The following is a 20,226-nucleotide window of genomic DNA, read 5'->3' as shown; positions in this document are numbered from 1 at the left end:
CTGGTCGCCCACGGCATGCCGGGCTCACGGCGTGAGCCCACAGCGATCCATTCCACCAGCACGGAAGTCAGGAAGATGACACATAGCGCCGCGGACGTGTCCGTGAGGCCGCCCAGGAAACGACGTAGCACCTACACCCTCGCGCCGCTCGTCCTCATCGCGGCCAATGTCGTGCTCTTCGCGCTGTTCTTCGTGTGGCCTGCGGTGATCGGGCTCGTCTACTCGTTCACGAACTACACCGGAGTGGGGGCCTTCCAGTTCATCGGACTGGACAACTACCAGCACCTGTTCGGGGACTCCACCTTCTACGACGCGCTGTTCCGGACGCTGCTGTACACCGTCCTCGTCGTCCCGCTGAACTTCGTGCTGTCGCTGTTCATCGCCAACCTGGTGGTGAGCAAGCAGGCCAAGGGCGCCTCGGTCGCGCGTGTCGTCTTCTTCGTCCCGTGGCTCATCTCGCCCATCGTCGTGGGCGTCCTGTGGCGCTGGCTGTTCGGCGAGAACTTCGGACTGATCAACTACGTCATCGAGAAGTTCGGCGGGCACGCGATCGCGTGGCAGTCGAACGCGGACCTCTCACTGGGCGTCGTGGTGATGGCCGGTGCCTGGTGGGGAACGGCGTTCTCGATGCTGCTGTTCATCGCGGCGATCAAGAACGTGCCGGTGTCGTACTACGAGGCGGCCTCGCTCGACGGAGCCGGTCCCTGGCGCCAGTTCATGAGCATCACCCTGCCGAGCATCGCGCCCACCTCCTTCATCGTGATCCTGCTCAACACGATCAACGCCATGAAGGAATATCCCCTGTTCGTCTCCCTCAACAACGGCGGACCGGGCACCTCGAACAACCTGCTGGTCCAGTACATCTACGAGACCGGCTTCAACCGGGGCCAGATCGGCTACGCCAGCGCCGCGTCGTTCGTGCTCATGCTCATCCTGATGGCCGTCGCGATCATCCAGCTGGTCGTCAACCGACGGGTGGAGAACCGATGACAACCACAGACACGCCGCGTCCGGTCGACGCCGAAGCCCTCCGGACGGTCTCCAAGAGGCGGCGGCGCAACGCGCGCGACGGCGGGCTCCGGAGCGCGGTACCCGCGACGACACTGCTGTGGATTCTCGCCGCCCTCTACGGGCTGCCGGTCGCGTGGTTCGTCCTCAGCTCCTTCAAGCCGGCGGGGGACCTGTTCTCCCTCCCGCTGACGGTGCTGCCGCACCACCCCACCGTGTCGGGCTACAAGGCGGCGTGGGACAGCGCCAACTTCTCCCAGTACTTCGTCAACACGGCCCTCGTGTGCGTGATCACGACGATCCTCACGGTGGGGGTCAGCTGCTGCACCGGGTACGCGCTGGCCAAGTACAACAACCGGTGGCTGAAGTTCTTCTTCCTCTGCATCCTGGCCACCACGATGCTGCCGTCCGAGGTCATGCTCGCCCCCGAGTTCCTCGTGGTCCGCGACCTCGGCCTCTACAACTCCTTCGCCGGCATCATCCTCCCGGCCGTGCTCACCGCGACCGGCTGCTTCATGTTCCGCCAGTTCTTCCTGACGGTCCCCGACGAACTCGTCGAGGCCGCACGCATCGACGGCGCCCGCGAACTGTCGATCTTCCTGCGGATCATGGTGCCGATCTCCCGGCCCATCATGCTGACCCTCGCCATCCTGTCCTTCCAGTGGCGGTGGAACGACTACATCTGGCCGCTGCTGATGCTGAACGACCCGAACAAGTTCACCGTCCAGATCGGCATCCAGAGCCTCGTCGGCGCGCAGAACATCAACTGGTCGGTGCTGCTGGGCGGTTCGGTCATCTCGATGATCCCGCTGATCGCCATCTTCCTGGTCTTCCAGCGGTACGTCATGAGCGCCGACATCAACGCCGGACTGAAGGACTGACTGTGCCCACCGCGCTCGACCACGCGTTCGTCCGGTCGGCGGCCCGCGCCGCCGACCGGACGGCCGTACCGACGGCGGCCGTCCCCGACGAGGAACCCGCCGGTGTCACCCATCGCGTCCTGGCGCGCAGGGTGAAGACCCTGGTCGCGGCGTACCGTTCCCCGGACTCGGCCCTGCACGGCAGCGGCCAGGCCGTCGCCGCCGCGCTCACCCACCTCCGCGCCCTCCGGGCCGCGCAGACCGGCACCGGTCTGTTCGCCGGCGGCGACAACGTGCAGTCTCCGCCGGACTCCGCGTTCACCGTCAACGACGTGTGCGACGCCCACGTCCTCGCGGCGGGCGCCGGTCCGGAGGCGCGCGAGGTCGCCGCAGCCCTGGCCGAGATCGCCGGCGCGGCGTCCGCGAGCCTCCTGACCGGCGGGGTGCACACCCCGAACCACCGCTGGGAACTGAGCGCGGCACTGGCCAGGCTGCACCGGTCCTTCCCCGACGGCCGTCTCCTCGACCGCGCCGAGCAGTGGCTCGCCGAGGGCGTCGACATCGACGCGGAGGGTCTCTACTCGGAGCGCAGCGCGGTCTACGCCTCCCAGGTCTCCAACCCCTCGCTCCTGCTGCTTGCCGACGTCCTCGGCCGCACCGACCTGCGGGACGCGGTCGAGCGCAACCTCACCGCGACCCTGGACCTCATCAGGCCGGACGGCACGGTGGAGACCCTCCACTCCCGGCGCCAGGACCAGAAGCACCCGTTCCCGCTGGCGCCCTACCTGGCGCACTACCGGCTGCTCGCGATCCGCACCGGCCGAGGCGACCTCAGCAGGGCGGCGCACCGGGCGGCGGCCGACGGCATCGACGACCCGAACCTCCTCGCCGAGACCTTCCTGACCCCCGACCTCTGCCGCGAGCTGCCGCCGCCGGAGCCCGAACTCCTGCCCCGCGACCGGTACTTCACCACCGCGCGCCTCGCCTCCCACGCCTCCGTCACCACGCACGGCGTCCTGTACGGCGGCTCGGACGTGCCCGCACACCGGCGCATCCGCTCGGGCCTCGCCTGCAACCCCACCTTCCTGCGCCTGTTCGCGGGCGACGCCGTCCTCGACGCGGTCCGCCTCTCCCGCGGTTTCTTCGACCTGGGCCCGTTCCGCGCCGCCGACACGCAACGCCTCGCCGACAACCGGTACCGGCTCACGGAGACCCAGTCGGCCGCCTACTACCAGCCCCTTCCGCCGGACCGGCGACGCGACGACGCCGCCTACCGCCTGGAGGACGAGGGCCGCTTCTCCGCCGCGCTGTCCTTCGCGGACCGCCCACAGGACGAGGTCTCCCACACGACGTGCGTCGACGTCGAGTTGCGGGACGACGGCGCCGACCTGCGGATCGACATCAGCGGCCCGCAGGTGCCCTGGTGCCTCGAACTCACCTTCCGCCCAGGGGGCGTTGTGGACGGAGCCGCACCGATCGGCGACACCCGCTGGTGCCTGACCAACGCCCCGATGACCTACCGGGCCGGCGACGACGAGATCCGCGTCGAGGCCGCGGTCGAGGCCGGCGGCCCACTCGCGGGACCCGGCCAGGACGACGTACTACGGTACGACCCGGGCCAGGACCACACCGTGGTCGGCGGCACCGACGCGACGACGGGCAACCGCGTCTACCTCGGTGGACACGGCCCGCAGACCCTGACGGTCGCCCTGCGCACCCGCCGTCCCGGACCCGTCTCCTGACCCCGACGACCCACGCCATGGCCACCTCAGGCATGAAGGGCTGACCCACCCGTGCACCTCCTCCACCAGCGCGGCCCGCTGCACCACCTCCCCGACACCCCGGAGGACTACGACGCGGTGCTCGCCGACGTCGCCGAACAGGCCCTCCGCCGCATCACCCCCGAGGGCAACCTCGAACACCCCGACTGCCAGGACGACATCGGGGACACCTCGCTCGGCATCACGTCCCTGCTGGCCCTCGCCTGGCAGCGCGGCAAGGACCCGCGGCTGCCGGAGGCGGTACGGCGCAGCCTCGCCTTCCACCTCCGCGAGCGCGTCTACACCGAGGACAACCCCGGCTACCCGAACCTGAAGGTCCGCAACTCCGGACTCCCGTACGCCCGTTACGTCCTGGAGGCGGGCGCCCACCCCATCGGCGACTGGCCGAGCACGGCATGGGCGCTGCTCCAGGCCGTCAACATCCTGGACGCGACGGACGGCCTCGTCGACGACGAACAGCGCACCGCGCTCGTCGAGTTGGCGCAGGGCTACTGGCGCTGGCTCACCGAGGCGACCTTCTTCAACCCGCAGGAGGCCGGCAACCAGGCCATCGGCTGCGTCGTCGGCGGCCTGCTGCTGGCCCGCCATCTCCCCCCGGAAGAAGGGGAGTCGGTCCGCACGCGTGCGCTCGGCGTGTACGCCGACGAGATCCGCGCCCACCGCGTGAGCGACCGCGGCGCCCTCCTCCCGCCCGAGCACGGCGGCGCCTACGACAACAACTACGGCCCGATCTCCCTGTCGTTCCTCGCCAAGGCCCACATCGAAAGCGGCGAGGAGGTCTTCGCCGAGGACGGGGAGGCGCTGGCCCGCTACATCGACGCCCGCCTCACCAACGGCGGCTTCGACAACGGCGGCCCGCGCTACAGCGAGCAGCACTCCGGCTTCGAATCGGTCCTCGGCCTGCGCTACTTCGGCGACCGCATCGGCTCGGACATCGGCCGCTACCGGGGCGACAGCCGCTGGGGCCGGCACGCGGTCAAGCCGGACGGGGGAGTGGACGGCCACTTCGCCTGGATGCTGGTCTGGCAGATCCAGGACGGCACACGGTGGCACCGCACCCCGTCCACGAAGGCGGCCCGCCACCAACTCCGCGCCGGAACCGTGTCCGTGGCCTTCGACAGCAGGATGACCCCGTCGCTCGTCGAGGCGGACGGCACGTACTACCTGGCCGCCGCCGTGAACCGGCAGCACGGCTTCGGTCCGGTGCTCGACGGCTTCCTGCTCTGCCGCCCGATGGGCGAGGTACGGGTCAGGGACGTCCAAGCCGACGGCCTGACCGCCAAGTTGGTCACCAAGCCGGTCGTCGGCCGCGACCACGTCCTGCGGCACCTCCAGTCCCTGTACGTCACCGACGGCGCGCGGCTGTGGACCGTCGTGGCGGTCGAACGGCTCGACGGCGCACCGTACCTGCTGGCCGGCCTGCCGTACGCGGCGGACGACGGCGAGCGGGTGCGCAGGACGGCGGAGGGCGACGTCACCTCCGCGGGCACCCTGCGCCTCACCCACCCGGCGGCCGAGGGCGCCGAGCACTTCGACGCCCGCTCCGAACTCACCCAGGAACAGGCCGCGTTCGCCCTCGCCGCCGACCCGCGCGGCTACGGCAACCCGGATGAAGGCTGGCGCCACCTCGTCAGCTCCTCGGCCCTTGAGGCCGAACCGGCACCGGGAGCCCCGGAGCACCTGCACGTGTTCGCCGTACGGTACGGACCCGGCGACGCCGCCTTCACGCCCGCGTTCGAGGCGGGCGAGGACGGCCTGACCGTGCGGACCGAGGCGTTCACCGCGGTGATCGGGGACGCGGCGGGCGGCGCCGACGCCGAGCCGGAGCTCACCCTGCGCGCCTGAGGGTCCTCATCCGCCTGCCCGCGCCGCCGAGTTCCGCTCCGGCGCGGGCAGCGCGCCGGCCGGCACGACCAGCTCCGCCCGGTCCCGTGTCGTCGCCACCAGGTCGGCGTTGCGCTGATCGGTGCCCGCCACCCAGGCCTCCGCCGTCTCGTGGTCCTTGCCGAACTCCTCGTGCCGGGCGACGAGTCGGCGGACGCGCTCGCCCTCGTCGGCCTCGCAGAACCACACCTCGTCCAGGCACGGCCGTACCCGCGCCCATGAACCCTCCCGCAGCAGCAGGTAGTTGCCCTCCGTCACCACCAACCGGGCCGAGGGCAGCACGGGGATCGCGCCCGCGATCGGCTGCTCCAGCTCCCGTTCGAAGCCCGGCGCGTACACCACCTCGCCCGTCTCCTCGCGCACCCGCCGCAGCAGTGCCGCGTAACCGGCCGCGTCGAAGGTGTCCGGGGCGCCCTTGCGGTCGCGGCGGCCGAGGCGGTCCAGTTCGACGTCGGCGAGGTGGAAGCCGTCCATGGGGACGTGCGCGACCCAGGGTTCCCCGGTGCCGTTCAGTTCGCGCACCAGGCGCTCGGCGAGGGTCGTCTTGCCGGCGCCGGGGCTGCCGGCGATCCCGAGGACGGCACGTCGGCCGGGGGCGGTGAGCGCGGTGGCACGGGCGAGGAGGTCGTCGAAAGTCAGCGGCACACGGAGAGTGTGCCATCCGTCTCAGCGGCCCGGCCGAGGCGATGACGCGCCGAAGATCGGGGAGGCGACCCGGCAGAGAGACCATGGAGTGGGGGACAGGAACAGGAGCCGACGCCATGTCCGACGACGCGACACAGATCCGTGCCCTCATCACCGGCTGGGCCGAGGCCGTGCACCGCGGCGACCTCGAAGGCGTCATGGCGGACCACGCCGAGGACCTCGTCATGTACGACGTCCCGCCCCCGCACGCGGGCATCCACGGCCTCGCCGCCTACCGCGCCACCTGGCCGCCGTTCTTCGACTGGCAGGCCCAGGGCGCCTGCTTCGACATCGACTCCCTCGACATCACGGCCGGCACGGATGTCGCCTACGCCCATGCCCTGCTCCGGTGCGGCACCCCCGAGGAGTTCGCCGAACACCCCACCCTGCGGCTCCGGCTCACCTTCGGCCTGCGCAAGGAGCGGGGCCGGTGGCTGGTCGCTCACGAACACCACTCGTTCCCGCACGACTGACCTGCTCAGCCGACCCGCTCAGCTCACCCGCTCAGCTCACCCGCTCAGCTCACCCGCTCAGCTCACCTTCCGGATCAGTTCGTCGGCGATCCAGTGCGCGACCTCGGCGGGGTACGGCGAGGAGAGCCCCAGCACGATGTGGTGGAAGCCGGCGTCGAGCGCCTCGCGGATCGCGGCCCGGGTCGCCTCGGGTCGGTCGTAGGAGACGGAGAGGTGGATGGAGCGGATGATGGCGGCGGGATCGCGGCCGGTCTCGGCGCAGTAGCGGTCGAGGAGGGCGCTGCGGGCGATGGCGTCGGTGATGTCGCCGCCGGGGATGTTCCAGAGGTCGGCGTGCTCGGCGACCACGCGGAGTGTCGCGGCCGAGCGTCCGCCGATCAGGATCGGCGGGTGGGGGCGCTGGAGGGGCTTGGGGTTGCCGAATGCCCCGGTCAGGTGGTGGTGGGTGCCCTCGAAGTCGAACGGCTTCTCCTCCGTCCACAGGCGCCGGATCAGTGTGCAGGCCTCGGCGAGGCTCGCGACGGCGTCCGCGGAGTCGTGGAAGGGGAGGCCGTGCGCCGCGTACTCCCGTCGGGCCAGCGGATGATCCGGGCGCGAGCCGACGCCGATGCCGAAGTCGAGCCGTCCGCCGGAGACGATGTCGACGGTCGTGGCGATCTTCGCCAGCAGTGCGGGCGGCCGGAAGCGGTTGCTCGTCACCATCACGCCGAGCCGCAGGCGCCGGGTCTGGGCGGCGAGGGCCGAGAGCAGCGTCCAGCCCTCGAAGGCCGGGCCGTCCGGGTCGCCGCCGATCGGCATGAGGTGATCGAACAGCCAGGCGTGCTCGATCTCCGGGACGGTGTCCGCCTCGCGCCAGACGCGGAGCAGGTCGTCGTAGCCGACCTGCATGGGGGCCGTCATGATTCCGAAGCTGGGGCGGGGTGTGTCGGGCATGGGTCGTCCGTTCCTCGACAGGGCGGGGCGGCAGGCTCGGGCGGGCGTGGCTTGGTCGGCCGGCCTCCGCTCTGGCATCATGGGCAAGCGGAACCTTGTTCCGGAAACGATACGGAACGATGTTCCGGTTTGGCAAGTCGTGAGGTGGAGGAGTTGCGCGGTGAGTGAGAACAGCGCGGACGCGGGGCCTGTGACCCCGTCGAAGGCGGCGGACGGCCAGTCCAGGCGTGCCGACGCCCGGCGCAACAAGGAGATCCTTCTCGACGCCGCCGCCAAGGTCTTCGTCGCGTCGGGCGTCGACGCCCCGGTGCGCGACATCGCACGCGAGGCCGGGGTCGGACTCGGCACGATCTACCGGCACTTCCCGACCCGCGCCGATCTCGTCATCGCCGTCTACCGGCACCAGGTCGAGGCCTGCGCCGAAGCCGGTCCGACGCTGCTGGCGAGCAGCGCGACGCCGTACACCGCACTGCGCGAGTGGATCGATCTCTTCGTCGACTTCCTGGTCACCAAGCACGGCCTCGCCGGCGTACTGAGGTCCGACACCGCCGGCTTCGAGGCCCTGCACGGCTACTTCCTGGACCGCCTGCTGCCCGTATGCACCGAGCTGTTCGAGGCGGCGGTCGCCGCCGGTGAGATCCGGGCCGATCTGACGGGCTACGAGATCATGCGCGGCGTCGGCAACCTCTGCGCCGGCGCGGAGGGCGACGACCGCTACGACGCGCTCCGGCTGGTCGACGTCTTCGTCGCGGGCATGCGCCTGCCCCGCTGACGGAGCCGCCGCCCTCGTTCGTCAACGGGTCGCCGGATTGTCATCGAAGCTGTTCCGGATCACCGAACTGCCCACCGGCCTCGCGCTCGGCGCCGTACGGCCGACCGCCGAAGGCGTCGAGATCGACTGGGCGCCCGACGGACACCGGTCCGCGCACTCCGCGCACTGGCTGACCGCCCACCGCCCCGAGGCCGGCGACGACTCCGGGGACCGGCGCGCCGAGAACGGCAAGACCCTGTGTGCCTGAGGTCAGGCGCCGTCGGCCGGGCGGCGGGCCAGTGAACCGGCGGCGGCCGAGTTGTGCACGGCGAACGCCACCGTCTCCGGGAGATACCGGTCCTCGGACCACTCGACCGGGGTGCCCGCGGGATCGGTGCTGCACCGGCGCTCGCGCAGCAGCGGGTCGCCGGGCCGGCAGCCGAGCAACCGGGCGTCCTCCTCGTCGGCCCGGCGCAGGTCGATGGTGTGCTGGGCGTTCGCGATCAGCACGCCCGACTCCTCAAGGGCGACGGTGTGCGACACGGTGTCGGCCGGCAGCTCGGCGATCAACTCGCCCACGGCGGGCGGGTATACGGTCCGCTCGATCATCACCGGGCGACCCGAGAGAGTGCGCAGCCGCCGTACCTCGTACACCTCGGCCCCGGCCTCCAGCCGCAGCTGCTCGCGCTCGGTCGGGTCGGCCGGGCGGGTCTCCACGGCGACGGTCCGGCCGCCGGGCTCCTCGCCGGTCGACCGTGCCCAGCGGGTGAAGCTGAGGAGTTCGCCGAAGCTCTGCGGCCGGGGCGAGCCGATCACGACCCGGCGGGTGCCGCGCCGGGAGGCGAACAGGCCCTCGGTGCGCAGCAGGGCCATCGCCTGGCGGACCGTGCCCCGCGAGACGCCGTAGCGCTCGGCGAGGTCGGCCTCGGCGGGCAGCCGGCCGCCGGAGCCGTAGCGCCCCTCACCGATCTTCCGGCCGAGGTCGGCCGCGGCCTTCCGGTACATCGCCTCGGGTTTCCCGTGCCGGCCGGGCCGTCCGGCACCGCGTGGATCTCCGTCCTGAACGCCTCGGCCCCGCGGCCGTCAGCTGTTGTCGGCGTTCTCGGCGCTCTTCTTGTTCTTGATCCGCTCGGCTTCCTTGCGGACCTCCGCCTGGGTGGCGCGCTCCTTCTCCAGCCACTCGGGGCCGGCCGTCTTCAGCGCGTCGATCTGCTCGGTGGTGAGGGGCTCGGTGACCCCGCCGCGGGCGAGTCCGGCGATGGAGACGCCGAGCCTGGCCGCGACGACCGGGCGCGGGTGCGGGCCGTTGGCGCGCAGCTCGCGCAGCCACTCGGGCGGGTTGGCCTGCAACTCGTTCAGCTCGGCGCGGGAGACGTCACCCTTCTGGAACTCGGCGGGGGTGGCCTCGAGGTACACACCCAGCTTCTTCGCCGCCGTGGCGGGCTTCATGGTCTGGGTGGTCTGGTGCGACTTCATACCGTCAAGAGTATCGACCGCGTTCGAGACCTCTGACCACGGCGGGTAACCTTGCGGGGTGACAGGCTCGGAAGCATCCCCCACGTTCCGGCTCGCGTACGTCCCCGGGGTGACGCCCGCCAAGTGGGTGCGGATCTGGAACGAGCGCCTGCCCGACATCCCCCTGACCCTCGTCCCGGTCCCGGCCGCGGACGCGTCCGATGTGCTCCGGCGCGGCGAGGCCGACGCCGGACTCGTACGCCTGCCGGTCGACCGTACGGTCCTCAGCGCGATCCCCCTCTACACCGAGGCGACCGTCGTCGTGGCCCCGAAGGACCATGTCGTCACGGCGGCCGAAGAGGTGTCCCTCGACGAACTCGCCGACGAGGTCGTCCTGCACCCCCTCGACGACGTCCTCGGGTGGGAACAGCCGCCGGGGGAGCCCGCGTTCGAGCGTCCCGCGACCACCGAGGACGCCATCGAGCACGTGGCGTCGGGCATCGGCATCCTCTACGTCCCCCAGTCCCTGGCCCGGCTGCACCACCGCAAGGACCTCACCTACCGGACCGTCGTCGACGCCCCCCAGTCGGACGTCGCTCTGTCCTGGCCCGAGGACGCGACCACCGACCTGGTCGAGGACTTCATCGGCATCGTGCGCGGTCGCACGGTCAACAGCACGCGGGGCCGTACGCCGACGCCGCCGCAGCCGAAGACCAAGGCGAAGCGGCCCGAAACCCCGCCGAGGCGCACACCGGCGGCAGGGAAAACGACCGGCAAGTCGGGCGGCAGGAACCCCCGCGGTTCCTCCGGCGGTGCCAAGGGCGCGAAGCGCGGTAAGCCTAGGGGCCGCTGACAGGGGGACGGGGGGGAGGGGATGCGGTCGCGGTCCGCACGGGCCGACCTCGCTGTCGAGTCCCGGACCACGAGAACAGCCCGATGTCCGCCCCTCGCCGCTCACTCTCCGGCGAGCAGATCGCGCAGGGCTCGCTCCTCCTCGGGGCTCAGCCCGGTCACGAACTGTTGCAGCGCGCCGATCGGATCCGGCCCCCGGTCCAGCGCCTCGTGCATCGCCTGGGCGGTCCACTCGGCCGCGTTCTTCGCCGGCCGGTAGGCGCCGCGCCGCCCCTCCGCGTCCCGCACGACGAGCCCCTTGTCGTAGAGCCGCTTGAGGATCGTGTGCACGGTGTTGTACGCGAGGGGCCCGTCGATTCCGGACTGGATCTCCGCCGGTGTCAGAGGGCGCTCGGTCGCCCACAGCGAGGCGAGGACCTCGCTCTCCAGCGCACCGGCGTTGCGCCGCTCGGCCCGGCTCCGCGGGTCTGTGCCAGCCATGTGCGCCACCTTACAGCGTGTAGGGCGGGGCTTGCCTAGCGTCGGTGCTCTGACCAGGGGCTTTGCCCTGGTTGAGGGTGATCGGTGCGCCGGTGCACGGGACGGGCGAGGGCGCGGTCGCCGATCATACGGCCGTCGGGGTGGCGGGAAGGCCATCGGCGGCCCCGAGTCGCACCAACTCTCCCGCACGTCACACCAGTTGGTGAACTGGACCTTGACCGGGAACGGGGAGGCGCCGGAACGGCTGGTGCGCGAAGGCTCAACGGACCGTAGGCCGCCTGGAGTTGGCCTTCGGGGAGCGGAGGGTTGTCGGCGTCGGGCCGCCGATTTCGTTCCCGGAGTCGGCCGGGGCGTCCGAAGAGCGTTTCACCGGTGCCGGGTCGAGCGGCCGGACGGAAGGACCGAACGGCCATGCCCGCCAGGCGTCGCGGCGCTGCTCCGGCTCGCCGAGCGCGTCACGGGCTGGGGGCGCGTCTGCGCTAGATGCTCTCTGCCGTCTCGACGACCCGGCCGCCCGCCCGTGGCCGCTCCGACGGGCCCGCGACGGCGACGGACTCAACGGATACGTCACCGGGAAGGTCGCCACCGTCGCCGGACTGCGTGAAGCGCTCGCGGAACTCGACACGGACACCGAGACGGCCGATCACGTCGTTCGGCTGCTGTGGTGCATGAGCGACTGCGAGGGATGGGACGCACGCCCCGAGGCCATGGGGTGTACGGCAGCCCCACGGGAGGCGCTCCGGGTGACCTACCTGGAGGTGCTCGACCGGGAGGAGTGCACCCGGACCGCGCGCCGGGTTCGCGGCGGATGGCCGGTGGATGCGGTGGCTCGCCGGCCGGCGGGCGCCGGAGTCGAAGCTGCGCGCGCTCCCCGATCGGGAGCCCGCCGTCGAGGAATGGCGCGGGCCGGATCACGGAACAGCCGCCGTTGAGTGAGCGGAACGCTCCGCACTCGCCCTACGGCGCGGCAGGGAAGTCCGCGTTGCGTGACGCGGCTTCGTTGGTGCGCAACTCCTCGATCATGCTGGTCAGTTGGCCATGGGCGGCGTCGTAGCCGGCCGAGCCGAGGACGAGCCGGTGAGGAGGGTCATCCCGGTCCATCGCGTCCAGGACGGCCCGCACTCCTCGGTGCGGGTCGCCGGGCTGCTTGCCGTCCTGGTCGACCATGGAGGCGCGGACGGACTCGACGAACGGGAGGTAGGCGTCGACCGTCTCGGACACGGGCTCGTCGGTGAAGCCGGAGTAGGCGCGGGTGCGGAAGGCGCCGGGTTCGACGGCCAGCACGTGGATGCCGAAGGGCGCCACCTCGCGCCGTAGCTCTTCGGTGAGGCCCTCGACGGCGAACTTCGCGGCGCTGTAGTAGCCGAAGCCGGGCGCGCTCCGCAGGCCCGCGACGGAGGACATGTTGACGATCCATCCGCTGCCGCGGGCCCGCATGCCGGGAAGGACGGCCCGCAGCAGCTCGGTGACGGAGAAGAAGTTCAGCTCGAAGGACCGTCTGACATCGGCGTCGGGTGTGCCTTCGACCGAGCCGTACCAGCCCCGGCCGGCGTTGTTGACCAGCACATCGATCCCGCCGAAACGGTCCTCGGCGGCCCGGACGGCTGTACGGATCTGCTCGGTGTCGGTGACGTCCAGCGGCAGGACGAGTACCCGCTCGCCGTGAGGGCGTGCCCAGGCGTCGAGCAGCTTCGGGCGGCGGGCGGTGAGGACGACGTTGTCGCCGCGCTCCAGGGCGAGGTCGGCATAGGCCGGGCCGAAACCGCCCGGGGTGCCGCCGGTGATGAACCAGGTCTTCATGCTTCCTCCGTGAACCGAGGGCAGGCGGGTCGATGAGTGGATGAGTCGATGAGTCGTGGGTTCCGTGACCGGTCGGCTGGCGTCAGGGGGCGATCACGAGCCGGTTGATCCGGCCGTCCGCGTCGAGGGCGAAGCGGAACCTCAGATCGACCTTCCCGCCGGGGAAATCGCCTTCGAGGCGCTGGACGACGGTGTACTCGGCGGGACCGTGGCGCTCGGCTCCGAGCGGTGTGGTGGTGTACGTGTACTGGGAGCCCTCCCGCTCCAGCCAGCGCCGGATGGCGGCCTGCCCCTCGTAGGTGCGGCCGTCGTCCGTGACGGTGGCCTCGGGGGCGAGGGCGGTCTCGGCGGTGGGGATGTCCCGTGCGTCGTGGGCGTGGAGATAGCGGCTGACGACCTCCGGCAGGTCGGCGAAATCGACGGTGTCGTGGTGTTCGGTCATGTCTGCTGCCTCGCATGTGCGTTGGACGGTGGTGGCCCGGGTTGTCGTCGGGGTGGGGCCGGTTGTTGCGCGGAGGGCGTACCGCCAGGTCCGGGGCGATGTCCCGCGCGCGGCGCGACGTGCAGCCCCTGGTATCCGCTCAAGGCGCGCAGCCCCGGTTACTGCTAAAATAGAAGCCAGTGACTTTCACTTTAGCAGTAACCCCGGAGGGTGCCATGCCGAGCAGGATCCGACTGGAGGACCGCGAGTGTCCGCTGTCGACGACGGTGCAGCACGTCGGTGAGTGGTGGACGCTGCTGATCCTTCATGACGCCTTCGACGGCTATACGCGCTTCGACCAGTTCCAGCAGAGCCTGGGCATCTCCACCAGCATGCTCACCGCGCGCCTGAAGACCCTGGTGGGCGATGGCCTGTTGGAACGTCGGCCCTATCAGACGAACCCGGTCCGCCACGAGTACGTCCTCACCGCACGGGGGCGCTCCCTGCGGCCGGTGATCGTCGCGCTGGCCGCCTGGGGCAACCGGCACCTCGACCCGCGGGACCGGTCGATGATCCTCGTCGACGCGGAGACCGGCGAGGAGGCCGAGCCGGTGGTGGTCGACGCCCGCACCGGGAAGCGGCTCGACGACAGTGAGGCGTATGTTTTCACCGCCGGGCCGGCCGCGAGCGAGGGGATGCGGGCGCGGTATGCCGAGTTGGAGCGGGGGCGGTGACCTCAGGGTCTTCCGGGTTCGATCAGGGCTTGCGGCCATGTGCGCCTTCCATCCCCAGCTGTAAAATCCCACCAAACCGGACAGGTGCAGGCATCGTCAGCACGCGTAACCGATGACCGGCGTCGTGACAGCGAAGGGCAGCACCATGGACCGCTCGGATGCCGGAAACCGTCCTGGGGACGACTTGGGGCGGGGAGCGCCGGGGGTCCCGGCGCGCGGCCGTGGGCCGAATCGGCCCGGTGACATCTCGCAGGAGGACGACACCGCGCCCTCGGCGGGGTGGGGTGCGGCGCGGAGTGTGACGCGGGTGCTGGCCAGGACGCGCGAGCCGGTCAGCGGGCCGCGGGCGATCGTGAAGATGAACCACGAGAACGGCGGGTTCGACTGCCCGGGATGCGCGTGGCCGGACGACCGCAAGGGCCTGCATCTGGACATCTGCGAGAACGGCATCAAGCACGTCACTTGGGAGATGACCCGCAAGAAGGCCGACCCGGAGTTCTTCGCCGCCCACACGGTCACCGAGCTGGCGGACTGGCCGGACTACGCGCTGGAGGACCAGGGCCGGCTGACCGAGCCGATGGTCTACGACGAGGCCACCGACAGGTACGTCCCGATCTCCTGGCCGGACGCGTTCGCGCTCGTCGGGCAGACACTGCGTGACCTGGACACCCCTGACCAGGCCGCGTTCTACACGTCCGGGCGGCTCAACAACGAGGCGACGTTCCTCTACCAGCTGTGGGTGCGCGAGTTCGGCACCAACAATCTGCCGGACTGCTCGAACATGTGCCACGAGGCCTCCGGCCGTGCGTTGCAGGCCGCGCTGGGCACCGGCAAGGGCACCTGCGACATCGGCGACTGGGACGCGGCGGACCTGCTGTTCATCATGGGTGTGAACGCCGCGTCCAACGCCCCGCGCATGCTCACCACCCTCGCCAAGGCACACCGGCGCGGCGCCCAGATCGTCCACGTCAACCCACTCCTCGAGGCCGGCGCGCGACGGACCATCGTGCCGCACGAGTTCGCCGCGATGGCCGCCTTCCGCGCCACCCCGACCGGCGACCAGAACGTCCAGGTCGGCATCGGCGGCGACCTCGCCCTGCTGCGCGGGGTCGCCAAGGCGGTGTTCGAACGGGCCGAGGAGAACCCGGCGGTGCTCGACACCGACTTCATCGAACGCCACACGGCGGGCTTCGCGTCGTACCGCGACCTGGTCCGCGCCACCGACTGGGCCGAGCTGGTGCGGCAGTCCGGGGTGAGCGAGAGCGAGATCCGGCAGGTCGCCGACCGCTACATGGGCGCCGACCGCACCGTCATCTCCTGGTGCCTGGGCGTCACCCAGCAGGACCACGGCGTGGACACCGTCCGCGAGATCGTGAACCTGCTGATGCTGCGCGGAAACCTCGGCCGCGAGGGCGCCGGACCCTCGCCGGTGCGCGGCCACAGCAATGTCCAGGGCAACCGCACCTGCGGCATCGACCACCGCCCCGCGCCCGCGTTCCTCGACGCGCTCGACGAGGTGTGCGGGATCTCCGCGCCCCGACAGCACGGGCTGGACACGGTCGGCACGATCAAGGCGATGCGGGACGGCCGGGTGAAGGTGTTCGTCGCGATGGGCGGCAACTTCGTCCTCGCCGCCCCCGACACCGACGCCACCACGGCCGCGCTGCGCACCACCGAACTCACCGTGCAGGTGAGCACGAAACTCAACCGCAGCCACCTCGTCCACGGCCGCCGCGCGCTCATCCTCCCGTGCCTCGGACGCACCGAGAAGGACACCCAGGCGACGGGCGAGCAGGGCGTGAGCGTCGAGGACGCGATGAGCGAGGTGCACCTCTCCTTCGGCATGCGCAGACCGCCCGCCGAGACCCTCCGGTCCGAGTGCGCGATCGTCGCCGGAATGGCACGGGCGACCCTGCCCGACTCGGCGACACCCTGGGAGCGGTACGTCGAGGACTACGACCGGATCCGCGACACCATGGCCCGCGTCCTCCCGGGCTTCGAGGACTTCAACCGGCGGGTGCGCGAACCGCTCGGCTTCCGCATCACCCAGCCCGCCCGCGAGCGCGAGTTCCACACCCCCTCCGGCCGCGCCGAGTTCCACGCGAGCCAACTCCCCGACGTGACACCGCCCGAGGGCATGCTCGTCCTCTCCACCATGCGCTCGCACGACCAGTGGAACACCACCGTGTACTCCGACGACGACCGCTACCGCGGGGTCAAGAACCTGCGCACCCTCCTCTTCATGAACCTCAAGGACATGGACGCGCGGGGCCTCGTCGAGTTCGACCTGATCGACATCACCAGCCACGCCCGCGACGGCAGCACCCGCGAGGTCTACGGCTACCGCGTCATCGCCTATGACATCCCGGCCGGCAGCGTCGCGGGCTACATGCCCGAACTCAACATCCTCTGCGGGCTCGACGACTACAGCAGGCAGAGCGACCAGCCCCTGATGAAACACCAGCTCGTCACCGTCACCCCGGCACAGGGCGGCTGACCGCGCGGCCGGCGGAGGCCGGACGGGCGGAGGCGGGGCGGGCGAACACTATGAACTCAATGATCGACGGGTAGTCCCCGCACGCGGCGGTTCCTAGCATCACGGGTCGCAGGGCAACTTCGCACAGCGCACTCATAGGAGCCGCTCCCGTGACGACACTCGACGCGCCCGAACCGGTACGCCGGAGACGCCCGGCCCCTTGCCGCCGTCGGGCCGTACTCGCCGCCGGTGTGGCCGCGGCACTCCTCGGCACACTCGGCAACGCCCCCGCGCCCCGGGCGCGGACCGAGCCGCCCGCCGTGGCCCCGTGCCCGCCCGACCTGCTGGGGAAAGCCACCTGTTACACCGGCCAGGACACCAACGGGGCGTACTACACGATGGCCGTTCCGACCCGCTGGAACGGCTCCCTCGTCGTGCACGCGCACGGCGGACCCGACCTCGGCGACTCCTCCGACCCGGCCCGCAGCACCGACGATCTGAACCGTTGGGCGGTGATGGTCGAGGAGGGCTACGCCTGGGCCGGCTCGTCGTACCGCCGCGGTGGCTACGGCACCCGGATGGCCGCCGCCGACACCGAGAACGTACGAAAGCTGTTCGTCGCGGAGTTCGGCAAGCCCAAGCGAACCTATGTCCACGGCCAGTCCTGGGGCGGCGACGTCGCCGCCAAGGTCGCCGAGACCTACGGCGACCGCCCCGGAGCCTACGACGGCGCGCTGCTCACGAGCGGTGTCCTCGGCGGCGGCTCGCGCGGCTACGACTACCGCGTCGACCTCCGGGTGGTCTACCAGTACTACTGCCACAACCACCCCCGCCCGAACGAGCCGCAGTACCCGCTGTGGGAGGGCCTGCGCGCGGACTCCACCATGACCAGCGCCGGTCTGCGTACCCGCCTCCAGGAGTGCACGGGATTCTCCTCCGCCCCCGCGGAGCGGACCGCGCTCCAGCAGCGGAACCTCGACGACATCCTGGCCGTCACCCGCATCCCGGAGCGCGCGCTGGAATCACATCTGCGGTTCGCCACCTTCACGTTCCGGGACATCGTGTCGACCCGCCTCGGCGGCCGCAATCCGTTCGGCAACCAGGGCGTGCGGTACTCCGGTTCACACGACGACAAGGCGCTCAACGCGGGCGTCGAACGCTTCGCCGCCGACCCCACCGCACGCCGCGACCTCTCCTACGACAGCGATCTGACGGGCAAGGTCTCCCTCCCGGTCCTCACCCTGCACGCGATCGACGACCCGACGGCGTTCGTCGAGCACGAGGCGGCGTACCGCGCCACGCTCCAGGGTGCGGGCCGGGGCGGCAACCTCGTCCAGACCTTCACGAAGGAGACCGAACACAGCGCGCTCAGCGATTCCGAGTACGCCAACTCCCTCGCGGCGCTGGACGCTTGGGTGCGTCACGGGCGCAAGCCGACCGCGCGCTCGCTCGCGGCCTCGTGCGCGGCCTTCGACCGGACGTACGGCACCGGGTGCTTCTACGACCCGGCCTTCCACCCCGCGCCGTACGCCTCACGCATCCGCCCCCGGCCGGGCGGGCTCGTCTGGCCCGCCATGACCGCGGCGCGGGAACGGGAGTGGAGCCGGATTCCCGGGGTGGGGATCGCTCCCTGACGGCCGGCCGGGACCGGGCTGGTCCTGGCGGACCAGCCCGGGAGGCTCACTGGACGTAGGTGTAGTGCGGACTGTCGTACTGGGGTCCGTTCTTCTCGTAGGTGAACCAGTAGGTCAGGGTGGAGCCGGTGGCGAGGGAGACGTTCTGGGTCCAGGTGCCGCCGCTGTTGGTCATCCGGAAGTTCTGCTGGTTGGCGCCGTTGACGAGGTAGTGCACGTCGACGTAGGCCGCGGGTGTGGTGGGAGCGAACGTGATCTGCGCCTGGCCGGCGTTCACCCGTGTCACCCCGGCGGTGTAGTCGGGCGTCGTCGTGGTCCCGCCGGTGGTTCCGCCCGTCGTGGTGCCGCCTGTCGTACTGCCGGTGGTGCCGCCGGTCGTCGTGCCGCCGGTGATGCTGCCGCCCGGGTTCTGCTGGTAGACGGCGAACCAGTCGACGCTCATCGCGGCACCCGATGTGATGCTGCCCGCCTGCGCGGCCGAGCTGCAACCGCAGACCTTGTCCGGATAGGAACCGGCGATCGCCAGGTCGAAGATGGCCATGAACCCGTGGTCGACGGCCGCCTGCCAGGTCCCGACCGACACCTGGTTCTCGTTGACGGTGAAGGTCAGGCTGCCGTCGAGGTAGAAGCGGAGCTGTTCCGCGGCGGTGTTCGTGCGGTCGATGATCGCGGAGTAGGTGTGGTAGCCGGTCTGGCAGCCCGCGCACGGCTGGAGGTTGCTGGTGATGCCGTCGGGGTCGTGGCACTCGCCCGCCCACACACCGCAGTGGAAGGTGGTGGAGTGCTGGCTCAGCGCGTTGACGTCCTCCATGATGTCCAGCTCGCCGATGCTCGGCCAGTTCGTGGCGCCGACCGGCCGGGCCGCGCCGCCCATCGCCCAGAACGCGGGCCAATAGCCCAGTCCGCTCTGCGGGTTGGGCTGCAAAATGGACGCGCTCAGCTCCAGCTGTCCGCCGGCCGGGGCGGCGAAGTCGGTGCGCTGGGTCTCGATGCGCCCCGAGGTCCAGTGGCCCGACCCGTCCCGGATCGCCTTGATGACCAGGTGCCCCTGGCCGTCCTGGTAGACGTTGTTCGTGGAGTCGGTGGCCGATTCGATCTCGCCCGTGCCCCAGTTGGCGGCACCGCCCGCGTAGCCGGTGCCCAGGTCGTACAGCCAGTCGGCCCGGTTCAGCGCGCTGCCGGACGAGCCGTTGAAGTCGTCGGAGAAGACGGTGCTCCAGCCGGTCGGAGCACCCGGTACGGCCGCCGAGGCGCTGCCGCCGGACCCGATCAGGCCCGCGAGCGCGCCGATGAGCAGCAGCAGGGCGCTGCCCAGGACGAGGGGGACGGTTCTCTGCCGGCCGGCCGGCGCGATGGCGGGCGGTGGGGAGGTGGTCATCGTGGTGGTTCTCCCTGTCAAGCGTGCGGGTGGGGAGTGCCGCAGGGGCCCGGCTCCGGGTGGGGCCGGGGATCAGGTCGCCCCCGCCGTCGGGTCAACCGCCCCGGAACATGCGGGCGATGGCTTCAGCGGGTCCTGTCGGCACGGTCTGCTGCTGCGTGTGAGAGCGCTCTCAGAGGGATCATGGGTTCGCGGTGTGCGCTGTCCTCCTCTGCGTCCACGCCGCCGCAGCACGGTGAGGCCCGGTGCGCGCGGCTGAGTACGGACGATCCGTCATCTCGTCCGGTAGCGGCCCGAGTTGGCCGCTCACCGTGCAGGGATCGCCGTGTCAATGCAGGAGTGTCCGGCGCGCCCCTGGGTGCGTCAATGGCTTCAACGTGATCCGTTGAAGGGCGGAACTGTTGACGACGCTCTTTGGAGCCCCGGAACTGGTCCGAACCAGGCTCCGCCAAGCCGCGAAGCGCTCTCAGGCGGTCGGCCGCGCCCGGCTCCGCGCCATTGAGCTGCGGTTCCGTGCCGACGCCATCGGAGAGGAGGACCTGCCGCCCGGGCGACGACCTTCGATGCCGTCCACGGGCCACGCGCGGCGGCTTCAGGAGTCGAAGGTGACCGGGTTGCGCGG

The 20,226-nt window shown here is 71.2% G+C and carries 20 protein-coding genes; 11 read left to right on the top strand and 9 right to left on the bottom strand.

Annotation, left to right across the window (positions count from 1 at the left end):
- The first annotated feature begins 75 nt into the window (after nucleotides 1-75).
- The 4 genes from ACIRB1_RS00605 to ACIRB1_RS00590 are packed head-to-tail and all read left to right on the top strand — an operon-like array spanning nucleotide 76 to nucleotide 5,494.
- Nucleotides 76-990 carry a carbohydrate ABC transporter permease gene (locus ACIRB1_RS00605; RefSeq protein WP_403463994.1) on the top strand — a complete coding sequence of 305 codons (915 nt, stop codon included), beginning with the start codon at nucleotides 76-78 and terminating at the stop codon, nucleotides 988-990.
- The gene (locus ACIRB1_RS00600) at nucleotides 987-1,889 is read left to right on the top strand and encodes a carbohydrate ABC transporter permease (RefSeq protein ID WP_403463993.1); all 903 of its coding nucleotides are present in this window, start codon (nucleotides 987-989) and stop codon (nucleotides 1,887-1,889) included. Before ACIRB1_RS00605 ends, ACIRB1_RS00600 begins: the two co-directional genes overlap by 4 nt.
- 2 nt (nucleotides 1,890-1,891) lie before the next feature.
- Complete coding sequence (locus ACIRB1_RS00595; protein ID WP_403463991.1) at nucleotides 1,892-3,610, top strand: hypothetical protein; 1,719 nt, start codon at nucleotides 1,892-1,894, stop codon at nucleotides 3,608-3,610.
- A gap of 51 nt (nucleotides 3,611-3,661) precedes the next feature.
- Entirely contained in the window at nucleotides 3,662-5,494 is a 1,833-nt protein-coding gene (locus ACIRB1_RS00590; RefSeq protein ID WP_403463990.1) for a hypothetical protein, read from the top strand.
- A 6-nt stretch (nucleotides 5,495-5,500) separates the two neighbouring features.
- Here the strand turns inward: ACIRB1_RS00590 and ACIRB1_RS00585 are convergent, their stop codons facing one another.
- Nucleotides 5,501-6,178 carry a nucleoside/nucleotide kinase family protein gene (locus ACIRB1_RS00585; RefSeq protein ID WP_403463989.1) on the bottom strand — a complete coding sequence of 226 codons (678 nt, stop codon included), beginning with the start codon at nucleotides 6,176-6,178 and terminating at the stop codon, nucleotides 5,501-5,503.
- Nucleotides 6,179-6,294: 116 nt separating this feature from the next.
- Here ACIRB1_RS00585 and ACIRB1_RS00580 point away from each other — a divergent pair, with 116 nt between their 5' ends.
- Nucleotides 6,295-6,690 carry an SgcJ/EcaC family oxidoreductase gene (locus tag ACIRB1_RS00580; protein WP_352178329.1) on the top strand — a complete coding sequence of 132 codons (396 nt, stop codon included), beginning with the start codon at nucleotides 6,295-6,297 and terminating at the stop codon, nucleotides 6,688-6,690.
- Between the two features lie 57 nt (nucleotides 6,691-6,747).
- On the opposite strand, the gene ACIRB1_RS00575 is transcribed toward ACIRB1_RS00580, so the two are convergent.
- Nucleotides 6,748-7,623: an LLM class flavin-dependent oxidoreductase gene (locus ACIRB1_RS00575; RefSeq protein WP_403463987.1), complete on the bottom strand. Its 876-nt coding sequence runs from the start codon at nucleotides 7,621-7,623 to the stop codon at nucleotides 6,748-6,750.
- A gap of 160 nt (nucleotides 7,624-7,783) precedes the next feature.
- Here ACIRB1_RS00575 and ACIRB1_RS00570 point away from each other — a divergent pair, with 160 nt between their 5' ends.
- Both ACIRB1_RS00570 and ACIRB1_RS00565 read left to right on the top strand, forming a co-directional pair.
- A complete protein-coding gene (locus ACIRB1_RS00570; RefSeq protein ID WP_403463985.1) occupies nucleotides 7,784-8,395 on the top strand; it encodes a TetR/AcrR family transcriptional regulator in 612 nt (203 codons plus the stop codon).
- Between the two features lie 37 nt (nucleotides 8,396-8,432).
- The gene (locus ACIRB1_RS00565; protein ID WP_403463984.1) at nucleotides 8,433-8,642 is read left to right on the top strand and encodes a hypothetical protein; all 210 of its coding nucleotides are present in this window, start codon (nucleotides 8,433-8,435) and stop codon (nucleotides 8,640-8,642) included.
- Between the two features lie 2 nt (nucleotides 8,643-8,644).
- Here the strand turns inward: ACIRB1_RS00565 and ACIRB1_RS00560 are convergent, their stop codons facing one another.
- Both ACIRB1_RS00560 and ACIRB1_RS00555 read right to left on the bottom strand, forming a co-directional pair.
- Nucleotides 8,645-9,379: a GntR family transcriptional regulator gene (locus tag ACIRB1_RS00560; RefSeq protein ID WP_403463983.1), complete on the bottom strand. Its 735-nt coding sequence runs from the start codon at nucleotides 9,377-9,379 to the stop codon at nucleotides 8,645-8,647.
- Between the two features lie 78 nt (nucleotides 9,380-9,457).
- On the bottom strand, nucleotides 9,458-9,850 hold the full coding sequence (locus ACIRB1_RS00555) for a DUF5997 family protein (protein ID WP_352178335.1): 393 nt from the start codon (nucleotides 9,848-9,850) through the stop codon (nucleotides 9,458-9,460).
- A 58-nt stretch (nucleotides 9,851-9,908) separates the two neighbouring features.
- Between ACIRB1_RS00555 and ACIRB1_RS00550 the strand changes: the two genes are divergently transcribed.
- Nucleotides 9,909-10,682, top strand: a complete 774-nt coding sequence (locus ACIRB1_RS00550; RefSeq protein WP_403463982.1) for a LysR family transcriptional regulator substrate-binding protein — start codon at nucleotides 9,909-9,911, stop codon at nucleotides 10,680-10,682.
- Between the two features lie 101 nt (nucleotides 10,683-10,783).
- On the opposite strand, the gene ACIRB1_RS00545 is transcribed toward ACIRB1_RS00550, so the two are convergent.
- The 4 genes from ACIRB1_RS00545 to ACIRB1_RS00530 all read right to left on the bottom strand — a co-directional run bounded on the left by ACIRB1_RS00545 (nucleotide 10,784) and on the right by ACIRB1_RS00530 (nucleotide 13,403).
- Nucleotides 10,784-11,161: a BlaI/MecI/CopY family transcriptional regulator gene (locus tag ACIRB1_RS00545; RefSeq protein WP_352178337.1), complete on the bottom strand. Its 378-nt coding sequence runs from the start codon at nucleotides 11,159-11,161 to the stop codon at nucleotides 10,784-10,786.
- Between the two features lie 479 nt (nucleotides 11,162-11,640).
- A complete protein-coding gene (locus ACIRB1_RS00540) occupies nucleotides 11,641-11,808 on the bottom strand; it encodes a hypothetical protein (RefSeq protein ID WP_403463981.1) in 168 nt (55 codons plus the stop codon).
- 310 nt (nucleotides 11,809-12,118) lie between these two features.
- On the bottom strand, nucleotides 12,119-12,961 hold the full coding sequence (locus ACIRB1_RS00535; protein WP_403463980.1) for an SDR family NAD(P)-dependent oxidoreductase: 843 nt from the start codon (nucleotides 12,959-12,961) through the stop codon (nucleotides 12,119-12,121).
- Between the two features lie 82 nt (nucleotides 12,962-13,043).
- Complete coding sequence (locus tag ACIRB1_RS00530; protein ID WP_403463979.1) at nucleotides 13,044-13,403, bottom strand: nuclear transport factor 2 family protein; 360 nt, start codon at nucleotides 13,401-13,403, stop codon at nucleotides 13,044-13,046.
- A gap of 215 nt (nucleotides 13,404-13,618) precedes the next feature.
- Here ACIRB1_RS00530 and ACIRB1_RS00525 point away from each other — a divergent pair, with 215 nt between their 5' ends.
- The 3 genes from ACIRB1_RS00525 (at nucleotide 13,619) to ACIRB1_RS00515 (ending at nucleotide 18,226) form a co-directional block, all read left to right on the top strand.
- Nucleotides 13,619-14,116 carry a helix-turn-helix domain-containing protein gene (locus ACIRB1_RS00525; RefSeq protein WP_352178341.1) on the top strand — a complete coding sequence of 166 codons (498 nt, stop codon included), beginning with the start codon at nucleotides 13,619-13,621 and terminating at the stop codon, nucleotides 14,114-14,116.
- Between the two features lie 145 nt (nucleotides 14,117-14,261).
- The gene (locus ACIRB1_RS00520) at nucleotides 14,262-16,613 is read left to right on the top strand and encodes an FdhF/YdeP family oxidoreductase (RefSeq protein ID WP_403464870.1); all 2,352 of its coding nucleotides are present in this window, start codon (nucleotides 14,262-14,264) and stop codon (nucleotides 16,611-16,613) included.
- A 149-nt stretch (nucleotides 16,614-16,762) separates the two neighbouring features.
- Nucleotides 16,763-18,226: a hypothetical protein gene (locus tag ACIRB1_RS00515; RefSeq protein ID WP_403463978.1), complete on the top strand. Its 1,464-nt coding sequence runs from the start codon at nucleotides 16,763-16,765 to the stop codon at nucleotides 18,224-18,226.
- A gap of 46 nt (nucleotides 18,227-18,272) precedes the next feature.
- Here ACIRB1_RS00515 and ACIRB1_RS00510 read toward each other — a convergent pair whose 3' ends face one another.
- Nucleotides 18,273-19,604 carry a glycoside hydrolase family 16 protein gene (locus ACIRB1_RS00510; RefSeq protein ID WP_403463977.1) on the bottom strand — a complete coding sequence of 444 codons (1,332 nt, stop codon included), beginning with the start codon at nucleotides 19,602-19,604 and terminating at the stop codon, nucleotides 18,273-18,275.
- Nucleotides 19,605-20,226 lie beyond the last annotated feature (622 nt).

Source organism: Streptomyces sp. NPDC096013, assembly GCF_044763565.1.
GTDB lineage: Bacteria > Actinomycetota > Actinomycetes > Streptomycetales > Streptomycetaceae > Streptomyces.
Note: the sequence above shows the minus strand (reverse complement) of the source record. Positions and strands in the feature narration are given on the sequence as shown.

What these genes read in the sequence shown, in the direction of transcription:
- ACIRB1_RS00605 (WP_403463994.1), top strand. Translation starts at nt 76, where the DNA reads ATGACACATAGCGCCGCGGACGTGTCCGTGAGGCCGCCCAGGAAACGA.
- ACIRB1_RS00580 (WP_352178329.1), top strand. Translation starts at nt 6,295, where the DNA reads ATGTCCGACGACGCGACACAGATCCGTGCCCTCATCACCGGCTGGGCC.
- ACIRB1_RS00510 (WP_403463977.1), bottom strand. Translation starts at nt 19,604, where the DNA reads ATGACCACCTCCCCACCGCCCGCCATCGCGCCGGCCGGCCGGCAGAGA.
- ACIRB1_RS00600 (WP_403463993.1), top strand. Translation starts at nt 987, where the DNA reads ATGACAACCACAGACACGCCGCGTCCGGTCGACGCCGAAGCCCTCCGG.
- ACIRB1_RS00530 (WP_403463979.1), bottom strand. Translation starts at nt 13,403, where the DNA reads ATGACCGAACACCACGACACCGTCGATTTCGCCGACCTGCCGGAGGTC.
- ACIRB1_RS00575 (WP_403463987.1), bottom strand. Translation starts at nt 7,623, where the DNA reads ATGCCCGACACACCCCGCCCCAGCTTCGGAATCATGACGGCCCCCATG.
- ACIRB1_RS00525 (WP_352178341.1), top strand. Translation starts at nt 13,619, where the DNA reads ATGCCGAGCAGGATCCGACTGGAGGACCGCGAGTGTCCGCTGTCGACG.
- ACIRB1_RS00560 (WP_403463983.1), bottom strand. Translation starts at nt 9,379, where the DNA reads ATGTACCGGAAGGCCGCGGCCGACCTCGGCCGGAAGATCGGTGAGGGG.
- ACIRB1_RS00545 (WP_352178337.1), bottom strand. Translation starts at nt 11,161, where the DNA reads ATGGCTGGCACAGACCCGCGGAGCCGGGCCGAGCGGCGCAACGCCGGT.
- ACIRB1_RS00520 (WP_403464870.1), top strand. Translation starts at nt 14,262, where the DNA reads ATGGACCGCTCGGATGCCGGAAACCGTCCTGGGGACGACTTGGGGCGG.
- ACIRB1_RS00555 (WP_352178335.1), bottom strand. Translation starts at nt 9,850, where the DNA reads ATGAAGTCGCACCAGACCACCCAGACCATGAAGCCCGCCACGGCGGCG.
- ACIRB1_RS00535 (WP_403463980.1), bottom strand. Translation starts at nt 12,961, where the DNA reads ATGAAGACCTGGTTCATCACCGGCGGCACCCCGGGCGGTTTCGGCCCG.